This is a genomic window from Paracoccaceae bacterium (assembly GCA_019454225.1).
Taxonomy (GTDB): domain Bacteria; phylum Pseudomonadota; class Alphaproteobacteria; order Rhodobacterales; family Rhodobacteraceae.
The window spans coordinates 2,517,946-2,541,049 of the sequence record CP075370.1; the positions used below are offsets into that span (position 1 = coordinate 2,517,946).

Genomic DNA, 23,104 nt, shown 5'->3' on the forward strand with positions numbered 1-23,104 from the left:
CTCATGTCCGCCTGATTTGCGGGCATGTGCCGCGAGTGTGCCCATTCTGCGGGCAGAGTCGCAACGCACCTTCCCGTTGACGGCGCCCGCGCCCGGGCATAGGTCGCCCGCATGGCCCGCGCTCCGCTTCTGCAACTTTCCTCGATCTCGCTGACCTTCGGCGGAAACCCCGTGTTCGACGGGCTGGACCTGGTGGTCCAGGATGGCGACCGCATCGCGCTTGTCGGCCGCAACGGTTCGGGAAAATCCACGCTGATGAAGGTGATGGCGGGACTTGTCGAACCCGACCGGGGCGCCCGTGTGGCGCCGCAGGGCGTTGCCGTCGGCTATATGGAACAGGACCCCGATCTTTCGGCCTTTGCCACGCTGGGCGACTATGCCGCCTCGGGGCTTCCTCCCGGCGAGGGCTGGAGGGTCGATGCGGCCGCCGAGGGGCTGGGATTTCGCCCGGACGCGCCCGTGGCCACAGCATCGGGCGGCGAGCGGCGCCGCGCCGCCCTGGCCAAGCTGATGGCCGAGGCGCCCGAACTGATGCTGCTGGACGAGCCGACGAACCACCTCGACATCGCGGCGATCGAATGGCTCGAGGCGACGCTGCGCGACACCCGCGCGGCCTTCGTGCTGATCAGCCACGACCGCGCCTTCCTGACCGCGCTGACCCGCACCACCGTCTGGATCGACCGGGGACAGGTGCGGCGGCGGGAGGCAGGTTTCGACGGGTTCGAGGACTGGCGCGAGACACTCTGGGCCGAGGAGGACGAGGCCCGTCACAAGCTTGACCGCAAGATCAGGGCCGAGGCGAAATGGGCGGTCGAGGGCATCTCGGCCCGGCGCAAGCGCAACCAGGGCCGGGTGCGGGCGCTGGCTGCGCTGCGGGCCGAACGGGCCGCGCAGATCCGCCGGCAGGGCACCGCGGCCATGGCGCTCGACGCCGGGCCACAGTCCGGCGCGCGGGTGATCGAGGCGCGGGGCCTCGGCCATGCCTTCGGTGACCGGGTGATCGCGCGGGGGCTTGACCTGCGGGTGATGCGCGGCGACCGCGTTGCCTTCGTCGGCCCCAACGGCGCCGGAAAGACCACGCTTCTCAACCTGTTGACGGGACGTCTTGCACCGCAGGCGGGCAGCGTCACGCTGGGCAGCGGCATCGCCATGGCCACCTATGACCAGACCCGCGCCGCGCTCGACCCCGAGGCGACGCTGTGGGACAGCCTGACCGGCGATCCGGCAATGGGCGTCACGGGGCAGGGCGACCAGGTGATGGTGCGCGGCCAGCCCCGGCATGTTGTGGGCTATCTCAAGGATTTCCTGTTCGACGAACGGCAGGTGCGCGCGCCGGTGAAAAGCCTGTCGGGCGGCGAAAAGGCGCGGCTTCTGCTGGCGCGGATCATGGCGCGGGAATCGAACCTGCTGATCCTCGACGAACCGACGAACGACCTCGACATCGAGACGCTGGACCTGCTGCAGGATGTGCTGGGCGACTATCCGGGCACCGTCCTGCTGGTCAGCCATGACCGCGATTTCATCGATCGTGTGGCGACGCAGACCGTGGCGCTAGAGGGCGACGGCCGTGTGGGCGTCTATCCCGGGGGCTGGTCGGACTATGCGGCGCAGCGCCCCGAGATCGCCGAAATCATTGAAAAATCAACGGCAACGGCACCAAAGCCCGCAACCAGGGTGAAGAAGCCCACCGATGGCTTGACCTTTGTCGAGAGGAAGCGCCTCGACGATCTGCCGGCGCAGATCGCGCGGCTGGAGGCCGAGATCGGCAAGCTGTCCGACCTGCTGTCCGACCCCGGGCTGTTCACCCGCGAACCGGTGAAGTTCGCACGCGCCGGCCAGATGCTGACCGACCGCCAGGCCGCGCTGGCCGCGGCCGAGGAGGAATGGCTGCGCCTGGCGGAAAAGGCCGATGGCTGAACGGGTTACGGGCAGGCATCCGCCGGAACGGGCGGGATCAGGAATGCCCGGTCGTCGCCCGCGTCGGACGCCAGGATCACCAGCCCCTGATCGTCTTCCAGCAGGATCCCTTCGCGCACCGGGCGCAGCATCACCGCACCGCGCCGCGCCGGTTCCAGCGTGAAGGCCCCGGCGTCGCCCTCCATCGCGCAGGCCAGTCCGGGTGCTGCGGCCTCGCAGTAGGCCAGCGCCTCCAGCCTGCGCAGGTCCCGCAGGGTGACATGCAGGCGCAGCACGAAAGGCGCCCCGTCGCCCCCCCAACCGCCCGGCGGCGCCCAGCCATCGGGACCGATGGCGATGATCCGCGTCCGCTGCACCGGATGCGACGCCAGATGGTCCGCTGTGTACTCTCTCAGGTAACATCCTGATTTGCCGGTGAAATGGCTGTCCAGCATGGTCTGGGCCGCGACCGGGCCAGCGATCAGCGACAGGCCGGCGGCAACACCGCCCAGAATGGCGGCACGGGCGGATGGGCGGCTCCTTCCCAAGCTGGCGGCCGCGCCTTTCGCTGCATTCCCGATCATCCCTGAATTCCTTTCATCTGCAATTGGTTGCGGGGTGATCCTTACCACCGCCCCGACGCCCCGCCGCCGGATGACCGGCCGCCGCCGAACCCGCCCGACGACCCCGAGCCGCGCGACGTGCTGCGCATCGACACGGGATAGATGCGCACCCTGTCATGCCCGCAGGACCGGCAGCGCGTATGCTCCTCGGCCTCGCCCTTCGCGGCCGTGGTGGGTTGCCGCGTGACGGTGCGTTCCCGTTCCATCCTGCGTGCGCCGCAGCTTGGGCAGCGGCGCATCCGCACCGCAAGATCGCCGAGGCCCCGCCGGAAACGAAAGGCGGTCAGACCGGCAAAGGTGGCGAGGAACAGGTAGAGCGGCAGATCGGAGTCTTCAGGAAACCCTTCTGATTCCGTTACTTGCAAACCGTCCTTGAAAGGCCGTGCCAGCCGTTCGATGGCCGAATCCACGCCCGCCTCGACGCCCTCGGCAATCCTGTCCTGGCGGAAGGCTGGCAGCATCGCCGTGTCGATGACCCGCTGCGCCCGGCCGTCATAGACCGCCGGATAGCCCGCGCCCAGGGCGATGCGGACCTCGCGGTCCTGCGTTGCCACGAGGATCAGGATGCCGTCGTTGCGGGTGGCATCGCCGATGCCCCAGCTGTTGAACCAGGCCTTGGCGAAGGCATCCAGCCGGTCGGAGCCGCCATAGGCGGCGCGGCGTTCGATGATGACGACCACCACATGCACGCCGGTTTCATCCCGGGCGGCCTGCAGCCCCGTGGTGAGCCGCGCCTCGACCTCGGGCGGCAGCACATCGGCGTAGTCGTTGACCGTGTCGGACAGCGGCGGCGGAACCGTCTGTGCCGGGGCCATGGCCGGCAGCAGGACAAGGCAAAGGATCGCAAGCCAGCGCATTGATTTTCCTACATGAGTTCCGCCACAACCTGCGAGATCGCGGCCACGTCGGCGGCCGTCGCATCGAAGCTGCCGACCTGCACGCGGATGACGAAGCGGCCCCGGTGCCGGGTGCCGGTCAGGTAGATGCGCCCGTCGTCGTTGATGCGCTGCAACAGGCCCTCGGTCGCGGCATCCGTGTTCAGCGCAAAGGTGAAGAGTGACAGCGAAGGCTCTGTCACGACATCGATTCCCGGGATCTGGCGCAGCGCCGCGCAGGCGGCCCGGGACCAGGCGACATGGTTCCGGATGCGGCCGCGCAGGCCTTCGAGCCCGTAGGCGCGCAGCAGGAACCAGAGCTTCAATGCGCGGAAACGGCGGCCGAGCGGGATGGTCCAGTCGTTGAAATCCGGCGGGTGATCCGGCCCCGGGGTGGCCAGGTAGGCCGGTTTCAGGCTGAGCGCGCGGACCTGGGGGCCGGGGTCGGCCAGGAACTGCACGGCGCAGTCGAACTGGGCGCCAAGCCATTTGTGGGGGTTGAACACGATCGAGTCCGCCGCTTCAACTCCGGCCCACAAGTGCCTGAACTCCGGGCAGATCATCGCCGATCCGGCCCAGGCCGCATCGACATGGACGGGCAGGTCCGCGGCCTTGGCGACGGCGATGCAGTCGGCGATCCGGTCGAAGGCGCCGACCGAGGTGCCGCCGGCGCAGAGGATGACGCCTGCGGGCAGGTGGCCCGCGGCGCGGTCCGCGGCGATGGCGCCGGCCAGTGCGCCGGGCTTCATCGACAGGTCGGTGCCGGTGGGAATGCGGACCAGATTCTCGCCGCCGATCCCGGCGATCCGGGCGGCCTTGAGGACCGAGGAGTGGGTTTCGTCGGAGGCGTAGAGGCGGAGGCGGGGCAGGGCGGACAGCCCGGCGTCATTGCCCTGCCATCCGGTCGCCGCCTCGCGCATGGCGAGCACGGCCGAAAGCGTCGCGGTGGTCGCGCTGTCGTGGATCGTGCCCTGGAAATGCGCAGGCAGGCCAAGGGCCTGTGCCAGCCATGCCACCATGACCTGTTCGATCTCGGTGGCCGCCGGGGCGGTCTGCCACAGCATGCCCTGCGCCGCGATGGCATTGGCCAGATGTTCCGCCAGGATCGAGGCGGGGGCGGCGTTTGCCGGGAAGTAGGCGAAGAAACGCGGGTGCTGCCAATGGGTTAGCCCCGGCGGCACGATGCGGGCAAAGTCGTCCCAGATGCGGTCCATCGGTTCGGGCGCCTCGGGCGGCGCGGGCGGCAGCAGGGCCGAAACGGCGCCGGGCACCAGCGGCGCGCGGACCGGGCGGTCGCGCAGGCCCGCGTGATAGTCGCGCACCCAACCGGCGGCGCGGATCGTCCAGTCGTGCAGGTCGTCGTGGTCCATGGCATCCCCCCGGGGAAGTGGGGCATGGTCGGGGCGGGCTTGGCAAGGGGTTGCGTGCGCGGTGTCAACCCTTGGATTCGGCTGGAAAATACCCGTATGGCATCGGTCCCGTATGCGTCGGTTCCGCGTATGGCATCCGTCCCGACACTGTCGGGACGCGCGGCGCGTTAACCCGCAACGCCGAATCGGTGGCGGAATGGCGCCGTTCGGTCTATCTGGTCGCCCATGACGACGCGCTGCATCATCTGCTGCATCACCTGCTGACTTCGGTCGGCGGTCCTCGCGTCTTCGGTTTCCCAGCGATACGGAAGTTGCTATGCCCGCCCCCGGGGTCCCCCATGCCAAGGGCCGAGGACATGACGACGATCAGGCTGACCAACACCGCCACCCGGAAGAAAGAGGCGTTCGCGCCGCTCGATCCGGCCAATGTGCGCATGTATGTCTGCGGCCCCACCGTCTATGACCGGGCGCATCTGGGCAACGCGCGGCCCGTGGTGGTGTTCGATGTGCTGTACCGGCTGCTGCGGCATGTCTATGGCGCCGGACACGTCACCTATGTGCGCAACTTCACCGACGTGGATGACCGCATCAACGACACCGCCCGCGCGCGGCGGGCGGCGGGCGCGGCGGGGACGCTGGAGGACCTGATCCGCGAGCGGGCGGACGAGACGATCCGCTGGTATCACGAGGACATGGGCGCGCTGGGCACCCTGCCGCCCGACCACGAGCCACGGGCGACCGAACACATCCCCGGCATGGTGGCGATGATCGCGGGGCTGATCGCGCAGGGCCATGCCTATGAGGTTGAGGGGCATGTGCTGTTCCGCGTGCGGTCCTATGCCGAATACGGGCGCCTGTCGGGACGCTCGGTCGACGACATGATCGCGGGCGCACGGGTGGAGGTGGCGCCCTGGAAGGAAGACCCGATGGACTTCGTGCTGTGGAAGCCGTCGGACGACGAGCTGCCGGGCTGGCCGTCGCCCTGGGGCCGGGGGCGGCCGGGCTGGCACATCGAATGCTCGGCGATGGCCAAGGCGCTGCTGGGCGAGCGCTTCGACATCCACGGCGGGGGCCTGGACCTGCAGTTCCCCCACCACGAGAACGAGGTGGCGCAAAGCTGCTGCGCGCACGGGGGCAAGGGCCCGGGCGACATGGCGCAGGTCTGGATGCACAACGAGATGCTGCAGGTCGAGGGCAGGAAGATGTCCAAGTCCCTGGGCAACTTCTTCACCGTGCGGGATCTGCTGGACGGCAACTGGAGCGGCGGCTGGAAGGTGCCGGGCGAGGTGATCCGGTATGTATTTCTCTTGACTCACTATGGAAAGCCCATGGATTGGCGCAGGAAGACTGTTGCAGATGCAAAAAAAGAATTGCGAAGCTGGTGGTTTGCAACTGAAGAAGTGAAGGGCAATCTAGTGCTTGATAACGCTTTGGTTGAGGCGCTTGCAACGGATCTCAATACTTCTGGCGCAATCAATCGCTTGCGGGAACTTTACAAGATGGGGGAATTCGCAAAACTGAAGGCATCAGCGAACTTCCTGGGATTGCTTTCATCAACAGAGGGTGAATGGTTTCGGCCAAAGGTTGACGATGCAACGAGAAGGGCAGTTGAGGACATTGTTCAGGCTCGCAAGAGAGCGAGAGATAACAAGGATTTTTCCGGATCTGACTTCCTTCGCGCTGTCCTTGAGGTAGCTGGAGTCACTGTATCTGACGGGAAAACGACCTCTTGGATCCCATCATATGCGGGCCAAGTTAGAGGCTGGCGGAAGCTATATGAACTTTCGGACGCAGATGGCAATAGATGGATTGACCGTGATGAATTGGACGTTATCGCACGTAAGCGCGGGATACTCGTAGACTCGAAAACGGAACGCTCTTTAAGTGGGACAGATTATATCACTGATGACTGGACCGTAATTGTCAGGGATATTCCTGACGAAATCGACATTGATCTTCTTGCTCTCGCGCAAAAAGCTGGGTCTTTGCTGTGACCCCCGAACGCCTCTGCCTTTTCGACACCACGCTGCGCGACGGGCAGCAGACGCAGGGCGTGCAGTTCTCGGTGGCCGAGAAGGCGCAGATCGCGCAGGCGCTGGATGCGCTGGGGGTCGACTACATCGAGGGCGGCTGGCCCGGGGCCAACCCGACCGACAGCGCGTTCTTCCGCGAGGCGCCCGCGACGCGCGCCACCATGACCGCCTTTGGCATGACCAAGCGGGCAGGGCGGTCGGCGGCCAATGACGACGTGCTGGCGGGCGTGCTGGACGCGGGCACGCCCGCCGTCTGCCTGGTGGGCAAGGCGCATCCGTTCCATGTGGCCACCGCGCTCGGGATCAGCGGCGACGAGAACCTGGAGTGCATCGGCGCCTCGGTCGCCCATGTCGTCGCCAGGGGCCGCGAATGCCTGTTCGACGCCGAGCATTTCTTTGACGGCTACCGCGCCGACCCGGCCTATGCGCTGGCCTGCCTGCGGGCGGCGCTGGAGGCGGGGGCGGCCTGGGTGGTGCTGTGCGACACCAACGGCGGCACGCTGCCCGCCGAGGTGGGCCGGGTGACGGCCGAGGTGATCGCGGCGGGGGTGCCGGGCGGGCGGCTGGGCATCCATTGCCATGACGACACCGGCAATGCGGTGGCCTGTTCGCTGGCCGCGGTGGACGCGGGCGCGCGCCAGGTGCAGGGCACGCTGAACGGGCTGGGCGAGCGCTGTGGCAATGCCAACCTGACCACGCTGATCCCGACGCTTCTCCTGAAGGCGCCCTATGCCGGGCGGTTCGAGACGGGGGTGACGCGCGCGGGGCTGGCCGGGCTGGTGCGGATCAGCCGGATGCTGGACGACATCCTGAACCGCGTGCCGCTGCGCGCGGCGCCCTATGTGGGCGCCTCGGCCTTTGCCCACAAGGCGGGGCTGCATGCCAGCGCGATCCTGAAGGACCCCGCGACCTATGAACATGTGGACCCCGGCGTGGTGGGCAACGCGCGGGTGATCCCGATGTCGAACCAGGCAGGGCAGTCGAACCTGCGGGCCCGGCTGGCGGCGGCCGGGATCGAGGTGGCGCCCGGCGACGCGCGGCTGGGGCGCATCCTGGAGGTGGTCAAGGCGCGCGAGGACAACGGCTATGCCTATGACGGCGCGCAGGCCAGTTTCGAGCTGGTGGCGCGGCGCGAACTGGACCTGTGCCCCGCGTTCTTCGAGGTCAAGCGCTACCGGGTGACGGTGGAGCGGCGGAAGAACAAGTACGACCGGATGGTCAGCCTGTCGGAGGCGGTGGTGGTGGTGAAGATCGGCGAGCGCAAGACCCTGTCGGTTTCCGAGAGCATGGACGAGACCGGCACCGACCGGGGGCCGGTGAACGCGCTGGCCAAGGCGCTGCAGAAGGACCTGGGGCCCTATCAGGCGGCGATCGACGATATCCGGCTGGTCGATTTCAAGGTGCGGATCACGCAGGGCGGCACCGAGGCGGTGACGCGGGTGATCATCGACAGCGAGGACCGGGCGGGGCACCGCTGGTCGACCGTGGGTGTGTCGGCCAACATCGTGGACGCGAGTTTCGAGGCGCTGCTGGATGCGATCGTCTGGAAGCTGATCCGCGACGGGGCGGTGCCGGTGACGGCATGACGATCTTCGATCTGTTCGCCGGGCTGGACCGCTGCGCGCCGGGTGACGCGGCCAGCGTGGCGCGGGTCTGCGCGGGGCTGGCGCCGGGTGCCGCGGTGCTGGATGCGGGCTGCGGGCGGGGCGGCGACCTGCCCGCGATCCTGGCGGCGGTGCCGGGGGCGCGGGTGGTGGCGGTGGATGCGGCGGAGCCTTTCGTTGCGCATGTGGCCTCGGCCTGTCCGCAGGTGCGGGCGGTTTGCGGCGACATGGCCGATCCGCCGGGCGGGCCGTTCGACCTGATCTGGTCGGGGGGCGCGATCTACAATCTTGGCGTGACGCCGGCGTTGCGGGCATGGCGCGCGCATCTGGCGCCGGGCGGGCGGGTGGCGTTCAGCGATCTGGTGCTGCGGGGGGATGCGGCGCCCTTCATGGGCGACCCTTTCGCAGCGCCGGGCGTGGCCCCTGAACTGGCCGATTTCTTCGCCGCCGAGGGTGTGACCCTGCGGGGCGAGTCTGCGCTGCGGGCCGAGGTTGCGGCGGCGGGGTTCCGCGTTGTCGATACCTTCTGGATGCCCGACAGCGCATGGGCCGATTACTACCTGCCGCTGGAGCCGCGTCTTGGGGCCGCCGAAGCCTCGCGCGATCTGGAGACCCGGGCAATGGCGGCGGCCTTCCGGCATGAGATCGCGCTGTGGCGGCAGCACGGGATGACCTTTGGCTATCTGGTCTGCGTGGCGGTGCCGGAATGACCATCGACGCCTGCGCCGCGCTGGTGGAACGCGGCGACCCCGACCGTTTCGCCGCCGTGATGGCCGCCCCGGTGGCGGCGCGGGCGCGGCTGTTCCCGCTTTATGCCTTCAACCTGGAGGTTGCCCGCGCCCCCTGGGTGACGGCAGAGCCGATGATCGCCGAGATGCGGCTGCAATGGTGGCGCGACGTGATCGCCGCCGCCGGGTCAGGCGCGGCCCGCGCGCATGAGGTGGCCGGACCGCTGCATGAACTGATCCGCGACCGGCAGCTGCCGCCCGAGGTGCTGGACCGTCTGGTCGCGGCGCGGCGCTGGGACGTGTGGAGCGAGCCCTTCGACGGGATGGAGGCGTTCGAGACCTATCTGGAGGACACCGGCGGCGGGCTGATGTGGCTGGCGGCGCGGGCCCTGGATGCGCCTGACAGGGCCGAAGGCGCGGCGCGCGACCTGGGGCGGGCGCTGGCCATGGCGAATTTCCTGGCGGCATCGGCGGCGCTGGCGGCGCGGGGGCGGGTGCCGCTGGTCGATGCCTCGGACGCCGCCGTGCGGGCGATGGCGGCGCGCGGGCTGGGCTGGCTGGCGGCGGCGCGCAAGGCGCGGGCGGCCCTTGGCCCCGCGCTGCCCGCGACGCATGCCGCCTTTGGCGCGGGCGCGCTGCTGGCGCAGGCGTCGCGTGACCCCGGGCGCGTGGTTGCGGGGCGGCTGGCGCTGTCGGAATTCGCCCGGCGCGGGCGGCTGCTGTGGACGGCGGCAACGGGGCGCTGGTAGCGCGCCGGCCCGGCGGTTCAGCGCCGCATCGCCTGCGGCCGCAGCCAGAGCCAGATCAGCGCACCGCCGGCCAGCGCCAGGAAGGGCACCATGGCGATGTTGACCGCCTGCCAGCCCGCCTGCACCGAGCCGCCCGAACAGTTCATCAGCCCGCCCGAGGAGAATGAGGCCATCGTGACCCCGGCAAAGACGATCAGGTCGTTCAGCCCCTGCATGCGGCCGCGTTCTTCGGGGCGGTAGGCGGTGGTCAGCATCGTGGTCGCGCCGATGAAGCCGAAGTTCCAGCCGATCCCGAGCAGCACCAGCGCCACGAAGAAATTCGCCAGGTCCACGCCCGCCACGGCCACGGCGCCCGCGGCGGCCAGGATCAGCAGGCCCAGCGCCACCACCCGCTCGACCCCGATGCGCGCGATGACATGGCCCGTGATGAAGCTGGGGGCATACATGGCAAGGACATGCGCCGTCACCACATCGGCGGCGTTGCCGGTGGTGAAGCCGCAGCCCACGACCGCCAGCGGCGAGGATGTCATCACCAGGTTCATCAGCGCATAGGAGACGGTGGCGCAGATCACCGCGACGGCGATGCGGGGGTCGCGCAGGAGGTCGATGCGCGAGCGGCCGCGATCGGCGCCGGGGGCGGGGGGGCGGGGTTTGGGGATGTCGAGGCCAAGGAACAGGAACGCCCCGCCAAGGTTCAGCGCGATGACCGCCAGATAGGTGCCGAGGAAGGGCACCACCATCGCCTCGGCCGTGACCTTGACCAGCTGCGGGCCGACCACGGCCGACAGCAGGCCCCCCGCCATGACCCAGGAGATCGCCTTGGGGCGGAACGCGTCCGAGGCAGTGTCGGCGGCGGCGAAGCGGTAGAAGCCCTGCGCGCTCATGTAGCTGCCGGTGCAGAGCGCGCCGAGCAGGAACAGCGGGAAGGAGGATGTGGACAGGCCCCAGGCGCCGAACACCGCGCCGAGCGCGCCCATCAGCGCGCCGATCACGAAACCGGTGCGCCGCCCGTAGCGCTGCATGATCGCCGAGAGCGGCGTCGCCGACAGCATCGAGCCGATCACCGTCAGCGAGATCGGCAGCGTCGCCCAGCAGGCATTGGCGGCGAGGGACTGGCCCGCCAGCCCGGCGATGGTGAAGATCATCGGCATCTGCGCGCCGAGGATCGCCTGGGCTGCCACGAGGACGAGCACGTTGCGCCGGGCGCGGGCGTCGGAGGGTGCGGGAAGCGCGGCATCGGTCATGGTCTCGCAGCCTTAGCCCCGCGCGGGCGCGGCCACAAGACGGCGGCAGCAGACGGCGGCGGCCCGCTGGCGGGTCGCCGGGGCACAGGCTGCCGTTTCGCCGTTGCACGGACCGGCGGGACGCGAGACAAGCGGAACCGGAGGTGTGCATGGTCGGACGGATCATCGAGACCGAGGCCTGCGTGGCCGAGGGCGCGGCCTGGCTGGCGGCGCGCGAGCCGCGTTTCGCCCATGCCTATGCGCTGACCGGGCCCCCGCCGCTGCGGCGGCGGCCGGGCGGGTTCGCGGCGCTGTTCGACGCGATCGTGAGCCAGCAGGTCAGCGTGGCATCGGCCGATGCGATCTGGGGACGGCTGGAGGCCGCCGGGCTGACCGCGCCCGCGCGGGTGGCTGCGGCCAGCGACGAGGACCTGCGGGCCTGCGGGCTGTCGCGGCAGAAGATTCGCTATGGCCGGGCGCTGGCGGCGGCGGGGATCGACTTTGACCGGCTGGGGGGCGCGCCGACCGATGAGGTGATCGCGACGCTGGTGGCGGTGCCGGGGATCGGGGCCTGGACGGCCGAGATCTATGCGATGTTCAGCCTGGGCCGCGCCGATGTCTTCGCGCCGGGCGACCTGGCGCTGCAGGAGGCGGCGCGGCGCCTGTTCGACCTGCCCGAGCGTCCGAAGGAGAAGGCACTGCGCGGCATGGCCGAGGCCTGGTCGCCCTGGCGGGGGGTGGCGGCGCGGATGCTGTGGGCCTATTACCGGGTGGCGGCGGACAGGGAGGGGATCAGGTGAGGCGGGAACTGGCCTTCGGGCGGCGCGGGCCGCAGGATGCGCGGCGGATGGTGGTGTTCCTGCACGGCTACGGGGCGGACGGGGCCGACCTGCTGGGCCTGGCCGATGTGCTGGGCGAGCATATGCCGGGAACCGCCTTTCTGGCCCCGGACGCGCCCGAACCCTGCGCGGGCAACCCCTTCGGCCGGCAGTGGTTTCCGATTCCCTGGCTGGACGGTTCCTCGGAGGCCGAGGCGCAGGCCGGGCTGGCGCGCGCGGCGGATGACCTGAACGGGTTCCTCGACGCGCGGCTGAACGCGGCGGGACTGGCGCCGGAACGGATGGCGCTGATCGGGTTCAGCCAGGGCGCGATGATGGCGCTGGAGGTGGCGCCGCGCCGGGCCGCGGCGGTGGCGGGCGTGGTGGCGATCTCGGGCCGCCTGCTGGCGCCCGAGCGGCTGGCCGCCGAGGCCGCGGTGAAGCCGCCGGTGCTGCTGGTGCATGGCGACCAGGATCCGGTGGTGCCCTTCGACGACATGGGGCGCGCGGGCAATGCGCTGGTCGCGGCCGGGTTCGAGACCTATGGCCATGTGATGCGCGGCACCGGGCACGGCATCGCGCCCGACGGGCTGGGGGCCGCGCTGTCGTTCCTGCGCGACGTCCTGCCGGGCTAGGCGCCGCGCAGTCACCGCGCTGTCACGTTTTCGCGCTAGCCCATGCTGCGGCAGCATCGCTGTATCGCGGGGCTTGTCAGGCGGTTTACGCCATATATAGTCCGGGTCATCGGGGCGGGGCGCCCGCCTTGGTGCCGGATGGCAGGCAAGGCGGGAATGGAGTCACCCGTGGGGATCGAAGGCGAATTCAGGACACAGTTCGTGCGGGAGCCGTCCGCGCTGAAGCACTGGCCGGCGCTGGTGCTGAATGCCGACTACCGTCCGCTGTCCTATTACCCGCTGTCGCTGTGGCCCTGGCAGGAGGCGGTGAAGGCCGCCTTCCTCGACCGGGTGCAGATCGTCGCGGAATATGACCAGGTGGTGCGAAGCCAGAGGTCGGTCATACGGATCCCTTCGGTCGTGGTGCTGAAGGACTATGTGAAACCCCAGAAGCGCGTGGCCTTCACGCGCTTCAATCTTTTCCTGCGCGACGAATTCTGCTGCCAGTACTGCGGCGCGAAGGGCGACCTGACCTTCGATCACGTGGTGCCGCGCTCGAAGGGCGGCGTGACAAGCTGGGAGAACGTGGTGGCCGCCTGTTCGCCCTGCAACCTGAAGAAGGGCAACCGGACGCTGCGGCAGGTGGGTTTCACCCTTGCGCGCAAGCCGCGCGCACCGACGGCCGAGGAAATGCAGACGCACGGGCGGCGCTTTCCGCCGAACTACCTGCATGACACATGGCTCGACTATCTGTACTGGGACGCCGAGCTGGAGGGCTGACGTCCCCCGGCCCGCCACCGTTACATTTCTTTTACAAAAGCTTCACATTTCCGCGCGTCTGTGATCGACAGGGAAGGCCGTGCCAAGGGGTCTTCCGCCATGCCCGTTTCGATCGAGATTGCCGCCCTGAACCTGTCCGTCGCGCTGGGATGCGGGGCGGTCATCGGGATCGAACGGCAGGTGCGCCAGCGCATGGCGGGGCTGCGCACCAACGCGCTGGTGGCCCTGGGCGCGGCCAGCTTCGTGGTCTTTGCGGCGCTGTTCCCCGACGAGGTCAGCCCGACGCGGGTGGCGGCGCAGGTCGTCTCGGGCATCGGGTTCCTGGGCGCCGGGATCATCTTTCGCGACGGGTTCAACGTGCACGGGCTGAACACCGCAGCGACGCTGTGGTGTTCGGCGGCGGTCGGAATGCTGGCCGGGGCGGGGGCGCTGGCCTTCGCGGCGCTGCTGACCGGACTGGTCGTGTTCGTGAACCTGGGGCTGCGGCCCTTCGTCCGATGGCTCAAGAAAAAGACCAAGGCCGGCCAGCCCCTGCAACGGCAGTTCCGCGTGATGCTGACCTGTCCGGTGGACCAGGAGGGGCCGGTGCGATCGCTGATGCTGCGCACGCTGGTCGTGTCGGGGCTGCACCTGTCCGAGATCGCGGCGGGGCCCTCGCCCGAGGGTGGCATCGCGCTGTCGGCCATGGTGACCGGCGAGGGGATGACCGATGCGATGGTCGAGGCCGCGCTGCAGCGGCTGGCGGCCGAACCGGGGCTGATGCGCGTGTCCTGGACGGCGATGGACGAGGGTTGATTGCCGCTTGGCGCGGCGCCGCGTCGGCGGCATGATTGCGCCGAACCTGCCGGAGAAACCCATGCCCGATCCGTTCTTCACCCCCGTCTCGGGCATGGACCTGCCGCGCTTTGCGGGGCTTGCGACCTTCATGCGCCTGCCGCTGGTCCCCGAGGACCATCCGCGCGCGGCCGATGTCGAGATCGGGATCATCGGACTGCCCTGGGATGGCGGCACGTCGAACCGGCCGGGGGCGCGGCACGGGCCGCGCGCGCTGCGTGATGCCTCGACGATGATCCGGGCGCAGCATGGCGTGACCGGGGTGCGCCCCTTCGACCGGCGGCGGATTGCGGACCTGGGCGATGTCGGGCCGAACCCGGTGGACATGGCCGACACGCTGGCACGGATCGAGACGCGATTCGCCCGGCTGGCCGCCGCCGGGGTGCGGCCCCTGTCCGTCGGGGGCGACCATCTGTGCACCCTGCCGGTGCTGCGGGGCATCGCCCGGCAGCGGCCGCTGGGGCTGATCCTGTTCGACAGCCACACCGACCTTTACCCGGCCTATTTCGGCGGCAAGGCGCTGACGCACGGCAACCCGTTCCGCCTGGCGGTGGAGGAGGGACTGATCGACCCGGCGCGATCCACAATGATCGGGATGCGCGGCACGACCTATGACACCGCCGACCGGGATTTCGCCGCAAGGCACGGCATCCGCATCGTGACGGCCGAGACGCTGCTGGACCGCGGCGCCGACCCGGTGATGCAGGAGGCGCGGGCGCGGGCGGGCGATGCGCCGGTCTATGTGAGCTTTGACATCGACTTCGTCGATCCGGCCTTTGCGCCCGGGACGGGCACGCCCGAGGTGGGCGGGCCGACCTCGGCGCAGGCGATTGCGGCGGTGCGGGGGTTGCAGGGGTTGAACATCGCCGCCGCCGACCTGGTGGAGGTGTCGCCGCCCTTCGACAGCGGCGGGATCACCGCCTGGCTGGGGGCCTCGGTGATGTTCGAACTGTTGTGCGTGATGGCCTAGGACCGCCGGTCCGCGTGGAACCGGCGCCGGGGGAGGGGCGCTGGACTTGTGATTGCAGGCAGGGTAATGAACCCCTGTTAGCGCTAACTGCGATTGCCCCGCAGGTGATCGCCCAGACCTCGGGGGCCATCCATGGTTTCGCGCGTCATCCCGGTCGAACCCTTCGACCTCGTCATCTTCGGTGGCACCGGCGATCTGGCACGCCGCAAGATCCTGCCCGGCCTCTATCGACGGTTCCGGGACGGGCAGATGCCGCCCGAGGCGCGCATCATCGGCGCCGCCCGGTCCGAGATGACGGCCGGGGCGTTCCGCGACAGCGTGGCCGAGGCGATCGCCACCTTCGTGCCGGAGGAGCGGCGCGACGCGGGCAGCACCGCGGCCTTTCTGGACCGCATCGGCTATGTCGCGATCGACGCGACCGGCGAGGGCGGCTGGACGGCACTGAAGGACGAGGTGCGCACGGATGTGGTGCAGGCCTTCTATTTCTCGGTGGCGCCCAGCCTGTTCGGGCCGCTGGCCGAACGGCTGCACCGCCACGGCATCGCCGGGCCGGAGGCGCGGATCGTGGTGGAAAAGCCGTTCGGCCGCGACCTTGCCAGCGCAAGGGCGCTGAACGCGACGCTGGCGGAGTATTTCGCGGAACGGCAGATCTACCGCATCGACCACTACCTCGGGAAGGAGACGGTGCAGAACCTGATGGCGGTGCGGTTCGCCAACATCCTGTTCGAGCCGCTGTGGAAGGCGCAGTACATCGACCACGTGCAGATCACCGTGGCCGAGACCGTGGGGGTCGAGGGGCGCGGGGCCTATTACGACAGGTCGGGCGCGATGCGGGACATGGTGCAGAACCACCTGATGCAGCTCTTGTGCCTGATCGCGATGGAACCGCCCTACCATTTCGACCCGAACGCGGTGCGGGACGAGAAGCTGAAGGTGATCCGCGCGCTCGACCCGGTCAGCCCGGGCGACATCGTGCGGGGGCAATACCTGGCGAACGGCACGGCGGGCGGGTATGTCGAGCATTCCGAAAACCCCGACAGCCGCACCGAGAGCTACATCGCGCTGAAGGTGCATGTGTCGAACTGGCGCTGGAAGGGCACGCCCTTCTATCTGCGCACCGGCAAGCGGCTGCGGGCGCGCACCTCGGAAATCGCCGTGGTGTTCAAGGAGCCGCCACATTCGATCTTCGATCAGGAGGGCGGCTGGCGCGAGAACCAGCTGGTGATCCGGTTGCAGCCGAACGAGGGGATGAACCTGAGCGTGATGATCAAGGAACCGGGGCCGGGGGGCATGCGCCTGACCTCGGTGCCGCTGGACATGTCATTTGCCAAGGCGCTGGGCGCCGAGGCGGCGGATGCGCCCGATGCCTATGAACGGCTGATCATGGACGTGATCCGCGGCAACCAGACCCTGTTCATGCGCGGCGACGAGGTCGAGGCCGCCTGGGCCTGGACCGATCCGGTCATCGCGGGATGGGAGGCGCGGGGCGACCGGCCGCGCGGCTATGATCCCGGGTCGTCGGGACCGGAGGACGCGCTGATGCTGATGCATCGGGATGGGCGGCGGTGGCGGGAAATACGCGAATGAATATTCAGGAATATGCCGATCGCGACATGCTGTTCCTCAGCCTTGCCAACGACATTGCGGGGCAGCTGGCCGATTTCCTGCGGCGCGAGGGGCGTGCCTCGCTGTCGGTTCCCGGGGGCACGACGCCCGGTCCGCTGTTCGACATCCTGTCGGGGGTGGATCTGGACTGGGCGTCGGTGGCGGTGTTCCTGAACGACGAGCGCTGGGTGGCCGAGGACAGCCCGCGTTCGAACACGCGGCTGCTGCGGGAACGGCTGCTGCGGGGCCGGGCGGCCGCGGCACGGCTGGTGCCGCTGTTCGCGCCCGCCGCGGTGCCCGAGGACCGGCTGGCGGAGCTGGGCCGGGGCGTGGCGGCGGAACTGCCGATTTCGGTGCTGCTGCTGGGCATGGGCGCCGACATGCACACGGCATCGCTGTTCCCGGGCGCCGACCGCCTGGCCGAGGCGCTGGCGCCGGATGCGCCGGTGCTGATGGCGATGCGCGCCGAGGCGGCGGGAGAGCCGCGCGTGACACTGACGGCGCCGGTGCTGGCGGGGGCGATGAACATCCACATCCTGATCACCGGAACCGAGAAGCGCGCGGCGCTGGAGCGTGCCGCGACCCTGCCGCCGGAGGTGGCGCCGGTGCGCGCCGTGCTGGATCACGCAACCGTTCACTGGGCGGAGTAAGCCATGAAATCTCAATGGGATGCCTTGCGTTCTTACCATGAAGGCGTGGCGGACAGGGCGATCCTGTCGCTGTTCGACACGGCGCGGGCGGATGATTTTTCGGCCCGGTCGGATGGCATGCTGCTCGACTATGCCAAGACCAACATCGACGGGCAGGCGCGCGATCTGCTGATGGCGCTGGCCGCGGCGGCGGATGTGGCGGCCAAGCGTGACGCGATGTTTGCCGGGGCAAGGATCAACGAGACCGAGGGGCGCGCGGTTCTGCACACGGCGCTGCGGGCGGGCGACGATGCGGTGGTGACGGTGGATGGCAAGGATGTGCTGCCCGCCGTGCGCGCCACGCGGGCACGCATGCACGCCTTTGCCGAGGACGTGCGGCAGGGCCGGTTCACGGGGCAGGGTGGCCGGATCACCGATGTGGTGAACATCGGGATCGGCGGGTCTGATCTTGGCCCGGCGATGGCCACGCTGGCGCTGGCCCCGTTCCATGACGGGCCGCGCGTGCACTATGTCTCGAACGTGGACGGCGCGCATGTGGCCGACACCCTGCGGGCGCTGGACCCCGGCACGACGCTGGTGATCGTGGCCTCGAAAACCTTCACCACGATCGAGACCATGACCAATGCCGATACGGCGAAGCGGTGGATGGCCGAACGGGTGGCGAACCCCGGCGCGCAGTTCGCGGCCGTGTCGACGGCGGCCGACCGGACCGCCGCCTACGGAATTGATGATGAACGAGTGTTCGGATTCGAGGACTGGGTGGGCGGCCGGTATTCGATGTGGGGTCCGATCGGACTGGCGCTGGACATCGCCGTGGGCCCTGCGCGGTTCGACGCGTTCCTTGCGGGAGGCCGCGCGATGGATGACCATTTCCGCAGCGCGCCCCTGGTGCAGAACCTGCCGGTGCTGCTGGCGCTGGTCGGCATCTGGCACAACCAGATCTGCGGGCATGCGACGCGGGCGGTGCTGCCCTATGACCAGCGGCTTGCCCGGCTTCCGGCCTATCTGCAGCAACTGGAGATGGAATCGAACGGCAAGCGCGTGGGCATGGACGGCACTGACCTGACCGGCCATTCCGGCCCGGTGGTCTGGGGCGAGCCGGGCACCAACGGGCAGCACGCGTTCTACCAGCTGATCCACCAGGGCACACGGGTCGTGCCCTGCGAGTTCCTGGTGGCGCGCGCCGGGCACGAGCCGGACCTGGCGCATCAGCACCTGCTGCTGGTTTCGAACTGCCTGGCCCAATCCGAGGCGCTGCTGCGCGGGCGGTCGCTGGCCGAGGCGACGGCGATCATGGCGAAGAAGGGCCTGACGGGGGCGGAACTGGACCGGCAGGCGCGGCACCGGGTGTTTCCGGGCAACCGGCCGTCGGTGACCATCGCCTATCCGCAGCTGACCCCCTTCGTGCTGGGCCAGATCATCGCGCTCTACGAACACCGCGTGTTCGTGGAGGGCGCGATCCTCGGCATCAATTCCTATGACCAGTGGGGGGTGGAACTGGGCAAGGAACTGGCCCTGGCCCTGCAGCCGATCCTTGAGGGGCGGCAGGGCACCGAGGGCAAGGACGGGTCCACCGCGGCCCTGGTGGCATTCCTGCGCGGATCGGGCGACTGACGCGAAGATTGCCCGGCAAGCCCTTGCCGGGCCGTCATTTCTTGCGCTTGCCGCGCTTCTCGCATTCGTCCTCGACGGCCTTGATGAGCTTGGCGTTGGTGGCGAAGGCCGAGAGCGCCTTTTTCTCCAGCGCATCGGGGCTTTCGCTGCCCGAGGAACCCGACAGGACCTGGTCGTAGACCTTGCCCGCGATTTCCTTCGACGCCTCGCCGAAGACCTTTCCCATGACCTCGGCCAGTTCCTTGTCGGTGGCCTTTTCGCCAAGGCTTTGCAAGAGCTTCTTCTTCGTCGAGGACGACAGCGCGCCGACCAGTTCCTTGCCCGCGAAATCGCCCAGCTTTTCCAGCTTCTTGAAGGGGCCTGCGGTAACCACCTCCTTGGCGACGATCTGCACGAACTTTTCCACCGTCAGGCCGCCGGCGTTTGACTTGTAGGCCTTGAGCGTCTCTTTCATGACGCCTTCCAGGATGTCCTTCCCGTTGGCCTTGAAATAGTTGATCAGCCACTGGACGACGACCTTTTCGGACGCCTTCTTGAACATCTCGCCGCCAAGCCGCTTTGCGACCTCGGGGCCGAGTTTCGCGAGGATCTTGTCGGCCGCGCCGCCCTTGATCAGCGCGCCGATCGAGCCGCCGATGAAGGCATCCTTCAGGACGTTCAGGCTGGCATCGCCAATACCCTTGGACTGGCCCGCGATGCCCTTTCCGACCTCGTTGGCGATGGTCTCGACCGCGGCCGTTCCCGCGCCGGCGACAACGCCCGCCGCCACCGCGCCAAGGCCATAGCTGGCCGCGACCGGCGCCGCGATCACACCCACGACGACGAAGGACGTGTCGCGCACGATCTCGAGGCCGGTGACGATCTTTTCTCCGCCGTCGATGATCGACGACACATAGGCCTTCATCTCGGCCCGGGCCTTGTTCGCCTCGGTCTGGGCCTTGGGAAACACGATGGCGAAGGCCTTGAGATTGCCCGCGTCCAGCATCTTCTGCGCCGATGAGGCGGCGGCCTCGGCATTCTTGATGACCGATTCCGACGGCAGCCTGATGCCCTTGACCGCGTCGATGCACCACCCGACGATGTACTGGTCAGACCGCAGTTTCTTCATGTCGTCGAAGAGCATCCGCGCTTCCTCGACGGCGCCCTTGAGCATGATCATCGGCGCGCGGAATTCCTTCTTCACGCGTTCGATGAGGGCGCGGTGGTCGGATTCGGTCAGCAGATAGACCTTGCCGTTGACGGTGACCTGCCATTTCGGCGGCTCGCCGCTGGAGGCCTTGCGCAGCACCTCCATCACCTTGTCGTCGAGGACGCCCGTGGGGCGCAGGCCGCTTTCGATCTGGAACTGCTTGATCGCAGCCACGGTCGCCTTGTCAAAGGCGCCGTTTTCAGGCGTGCGGGACTGCCGCGATGCCTTGTTCAGAAGTTTCTGCGCCTCCAGAACCACCTGCGAAGAGGTGTTCGGTTCAGCAAGGACCGCCATGCCCTATTCCTTTCACGGGGCAGAGACGCGCCCGGAACATAATCCTGCAAACGATACCGATGGCCATCATGGGGCGCAACGAAGGATTTCCATACCTGTCGCGGCGTCAGGGGGCGGGTGTCAGCGTCGTCACGCCGACCGCCGCGGCACGCGCAAGCCCGGGGTCCAGTGACATCGGCACATATTCGCCGCGCCGCCACAACTCGCCCAGATCGTCGTAATGGCGCGACAGCGGGTGGCCGGACTGGCCCGTGGACAGGATGAACACGGAACTGTCGGGATCGGCAAAGTCGTAGACGCCGCGATAGCCCGCACCATGCACGTTCAGAAAGGGATCCGGATCGGTACCGCGCGTGCGCCCGCGCAGCAGGGTGCTGTCGCCGCCGCTGGTGGATTGCCGGATGTTCACGAAATGCCGGATCACCGGCACCTCGCCCAGCACGGCATGGTCATGCGTGGCCTGGTGGGCATCGCCCCAGCGCCAGCTTTCCAGATTGGTGCCGTAGCGTTCGGACAGGCGCAGCAGCGCCTCGTCCAGTGCCAGCCGGGCGATTTCGGTACAGGTCTCGATGGCGGCGGACTGGATCACGTCGCACCATTTGCCTGCCCCGCCGGTGTTGCGGAACACACGCTCCAGGAACACCGGGTCGGCATGGGTGAATTCGTCCGCCAGCGGTCCCAGTTCATCGCGGATCAGGCGCTGCTGCAATGCCCGCAGCCAGGCCTCGGTGATCAGCGGCTCGGGCAGGTGCTCGTTCATTTCGCCGTTCCATTCCGCCAGCAGGACCAGCGCCCGCTCGCGGAACCGCTCGGGCGTCCCGTCGGGCGACGGCGTGCCGGTGAACCACAGATCCGCGCCGATCAGCGGCAGGATCGCCCGGGCAACGGGCGACACGGTGTCGAGCTGCGCCTCGATGAAACTTTCGCGGGTATGCACCTCGCGCGTGGCCATCAGGGTCAGCCAGCGGCGGATGCGATGGGTATCGCCCCACAGGAACGACTGGTGGGCGGGGAAGGGGGCATCGACGGTCTTGTTGTTGGTATTTCCGATCAGGCCCGAGGGCGGGTTCACGACCCGCAGATTGTCCTCATAGGGGAACATGCCCTGCCAGCGGTTCGCGGCCTGGGCGCCAAGGCTCGGCATGCGGCCCTGGCTGGCATGGGCGGGATCGCGGCGCGGGACGGCGCCGATCACCTGCATGGCGATGCCGTCCTTGTCGGCCAGTGTCAGGTTCTGCGCGGGCGCCACGTACTGGCGCCCCGCCTCGATCCCCTCGGCCACCGATTGTGACCGCATCAGGCGCAGGGCGGCGGTCATCGAGGTGTCGCGCGGCGAAAGGGCCGTCCAGGACAGCGCGGCGACATGGCCCGCCGGGGTGACCGTGGCAAGGTCGTAGTGCGATCCTGGCAGCACCGGGCCGTTGTCGGTCCATCGCAGGGTGACGGTGACGGGCTCGGCATCCTTCACGGTGATGATGGACCGGCGCGTGTCGAAGGGTTTCCAGCCCTCGGGCGTCTCGTACTCTTCGGGATTGTCGGGGTTGAGGCGCTCGATGAACACGTCCTGATCGTCGACATAGGCTGTCGTCAGCCCCCAGCCCAACGCCTGCGACCGGCCGGTCAGCACCACCGGCATGCCGGGAATCGTGCCGCCGATCACGCCGCCCGATTGCAGCTCCAGCCGCGCGAGATACCAGATTGCGGGGGCGGTGAACCCCAGGTGCGGGTCGTTCGCCAGAAGCGTGCCGCCCGCCGCCGCCCGGCGCGGTTCGGCGGCGAAGGCATTCGACGCACCGGCGAAGGGCAGGCGGCGGAACGGCGACAGCGGATCCTCTGCCAGCCGCGTGGGCATCTGGCCCGGCACGGCGCCCGGCACGATCAGCCCGTATTGCGGCAGCGCGGTGACCGCATCGTTCGGGTCGTCGGGCAGGATGTCGGACAGACGTTCCGGCGCGAGCAGCAGCGAGGTGCGCGCGCGCAGGACCTCGGCCTCGAGGTGGCCCGAAAGCTGCAATGCCATCAGCTTGATGATGGCGATGCTGTCGGCCGGCGCCCAGGCGGCGATCTCGCTGGAGAACAGGAAGAATTCCGGCGCGCCACGGCCGCGGGCCCGGGCGTTGACCTCGCCGATCCAGGCGTTCACGCCACGCGCGTAGGCTTCGAGCGCGCGCCGCGTGTCATCGTCCTGCGCCTCGACCGAACCGAGCGCGAGCGTGTAGAGGTCGAAGCGGCGCAGGATCTCGTCGATGCGCACGGTGCGTGCGCCGAACATTTCGGACAGCCGGCCCTGCGCGGTGCGGCGCAGCATCGTCATCTGCCACAGCCGGTCCTGCGCATGGACGAAGCCGAGGGCGAAGAACACATCCTCGTCCGTCTGGCCGAAGATGTGCGGGATGTTCGCGTTGTTGCGCACGATCTCGACCGGGCCGGAAATGCCCCGCAGGGCGAACCGTTCCGAATAGTCGGGCAACGACCGGGTCAGGAACACATAGACGATGGCAAGCGCCAGCGCGGCCAGCAGTGCCAGCCCGGTAAATATGCGCAGGAGCCAGCGGAAGGCGAGAAGCATGGGAAGAACGCTTGACCTCGGGAGACCAGCCGATACCTAGGACATCCGATCGGATCAGGCAATCGC

At 68.9% G+C, this 23,104-nt stretch carries 19 protein-coding genes; 13 read left to right on the top strand and 6 right to left on the bottom strand.

Features of this window, described 5'->3' with window-relative positions; genetic code table 11:
• Positions 1-111 precede the first annotated feature (111 nt).
• On the top strand, positions 112-1,917 hold the full coding sequence (locus tag KF887_11905) for an ATP-binding cassette domain-containing protein (GenBank protein ID QYK40150.1): 1,806 nt from the start codon (positions 112-114) through the stop codon (positions 1,915-1,917).
• A gap of 5 nt (positions 1,918-1,922) precedes the next feature.
• On the opposite strand, the gene KF887_11910 is transcribed toward KF887_11905, so the two are convergent.
• From KF887_11910 to KF887_11920, 3 genes are all read right to left on the bottom strand, one after another.
• Positions 1,923-2,444 (bottom strand): hypothetical protein, encoded by a 522-nt coding sequence (locus tag KF887_11910; protein ID QYK40151.1) that lies wholly within the window; start codon positions 2,442-2,444, stop codon positions 1,923-1,925.
• 77 nt (positions 2,445-2,521) lie between these two features.
• Entirely contained in the window at positions 2,522-3,376 is an 855-nt protein-coding gene (locus KF887_11915; protein ID QYK40152.1) for a TPM domain-containing protein, read from the bottom strand.
• Between the two features lie 8 nt (positions 3,377-3,384).
• Positions 3,385-4,764 carry an aspartate aminotransferase family protein gene (locus KF887_11920; GenBank protein ID QYK40153.1) on the bottom strand — a complete coding sequence of 460 codons (1,380 nt, stop codon included), beginning with the start codon at positions 4,762-4,764 and terminating at the stop codon, positions 3,385-3,387.
• A gap of 356 nt (positions 4,765-5,120) precedes the next feature.
• Between KF887_11920 and cysS the strand changes: the two genes are divergently transcribed.
• Genes cysS through KF887_11940 form a run of 4 tightly spaced genes read left to right on the top strand, consistent with a single transcriptional unit; the run spans position 5,121 to position 9,878 of the window.
• Positions 5,121-6,758 (top strand): cysteine--tRNA ligase, encoded by a 1,638-nt coding sequence (cysS, locus tag KF887_11925; protein QYK43551.1) that lies wholly within the window; start codon positions 5,121-5,123, stop codon positions 6,756-6,758.
• The gene (gene cimA, locus KF887_11930) at positions 6,755-8,383 is read left to right on the top strand and encodes a citramalate synthase (protein ID QYK40154.1); all 1,629 of its coding nucleotides are present in this window, start codon (positions 6,755-6,757) and stop codon (positions 8,381-8,383) included. The genes cysS and cimA overlap by 4 nt, the downstream gene beginning before the upstream one ends.
• Positions 8,380-9,111, top strand: coding sequence for a methyltransferase domain-containing protein (locus KF887_11935; protein ID QYK40155.1), 732 nt, complete (start codon positions 8,380-8,382; stop codon positions 9,109-9,111). Before cimA ends, KF887_11935 begins: the two co-directional genes overlap by 4 nt.
• Positions 9,108-9,878: a squalene/phytoene synthase family protein gene (locus tag KF887_11940; GenBank protein QYK40156.1), complete on the top strand. Its 771-nt coding sequence runs from the start codon at positions 9,108-9,110 to the stop codon at positions 9,876-9,878. Before KF887_11935 ends, KF887_11940 begins: the two co-directional genes overlap by 4 nt.
• Positions 9,879-9,895: 17 nt before the next feature.
• On the opposite strand, the gene KF887_11945 is transcribed toward KF887_11940, so the two are convergent.
• Positions 9,896-11,122, bottom strand: a complete 1,227-nt coding sequence (locus tag KF887_11945; GenBank protein QYK40157.1) for an MFS transporter — start codon at positions 11,120-11,122, stop codon at positions 9,896-9,898.
• Between the two features lie 149 nt (positions 11,123-11,271).
• Between KF887_11945 and KF887_11950 the strand changes: the two genes are divergently transcribed.
• From KF887_11950 to pgi, 8 genes are all read left to right on the top strand, one after another.
• Entirely contained in the window at positions 11,272-11,901 is a 630-nt protein-coding gene (locus tag KF887_11950; protein ID QYK40158.1) for a DNA-3-methyladenine glycosylase 2 family protein, read from the top strand.
• Entirely contained in the window at positions 11,898-12,554 is a 657-nt protein-coding gene (locus KF887_11955) for a dienelactone hydrolase family protein (GenBank protein QYK40159.1), read from the top strand. Before KF887_11950 ends, KF887_11955 begins: the two co-directional genes overlap by 4 nt.
• A gap of 174 nt (positions 12,555-12,728) precedes the next feature.
• Complete coding sequence (locus tag KF887_11960; protein ID QYK43552.1) at positions 12,729-13,313, top strand: HNH endonuclease; 585 nt, start codon at positions 12,729-12,731, stop codon at positions 13,311-13,313.
• Between the two features lie 99 nt (positions 13,314-13,412).
• Positions 13,413-14,108 (top strand): MgtC/SapB family protein, encoded by a 696-nt coding sequence (locus tag KF887_11965; GenBank protein QYK40160.1) that lies wholly within the window; start codon positions 13,413-13,415, stop codon positions 14,106-14,108.
• 61 nt (positions 14,109-14,169) lie between these two features.
• The gene (gene speB / locus KF887_11970; protein QYK43553.1) at positions 14,170-15,117 is read left to right on the top strand and encodes an agmatinase; all 948 of its coding nucleotides are present in this window, start codon (positions 14,170-14,172) and stop codon (positions 15,115-15,117) included.
• 132 nt (positions 15,118-15,249) lie between these two features.
• Positions 15,250-16,704, top strand: coding sequence for a glucose-6-phosphate dehydrogenase (zwf, locus tag KF887_11975; protein ID QYK40161.1), 1,455 nt, complete (start codon positions 15,250-15,252; stop codon positions 16,702-16,704).
• Positions 16,701-17,372, top strand: a complete 672-nt coding sequence (gene pgl, locus KF887_11980) for a 6-phosphogluconolactonase (protein ID QYK40162.1) — start codon at positions 16,701-16,703, stop codon at positions 17,370-17,372. Before zwf ends, pgl begins: the two co-directional genes overlap by 4 nt.
• Positions 17,373-17,375: 3 nt before the next feature.
• Entirely contained in the window at positions 17,376-18,986 is a 1,611-nt protein-coding gene (pgi, locus tag KF887_11985; protein ID QYK40163.1) for a glucose-6-phosphate isomerase, read from the top strand.
• Between the two features lie 34 nt (positions 18,987-19,020).
• Here the strand turns inward: pgi and KF887_11990 are convergent, their stop codons facing one another.
• Positions 19,021-20,469 (bottom strand): peptidoglycan-binding protein, encoded by a 1,449-nt coding sequence (locus KF887_11990; protein ID QYK40164.1) that lies wholly within the window; start codon positions 20,467-20,469, stop codon positions 19,021-19,023.
• Positions 20,470-20,575: 106 nt separating this feature from the next.
• Positions 20,576-23,038, bottom strand: coding sequence for a penicillin acylase family protein (locus KF887_11995; GenBank protein QYK40165.1), 2,463 nt, complete (start codon positions 23,036-23,038; stop codon positions 20,576-20,578).
• Positions 23,039-23,104: the final 66 nt, after the last annotated feature.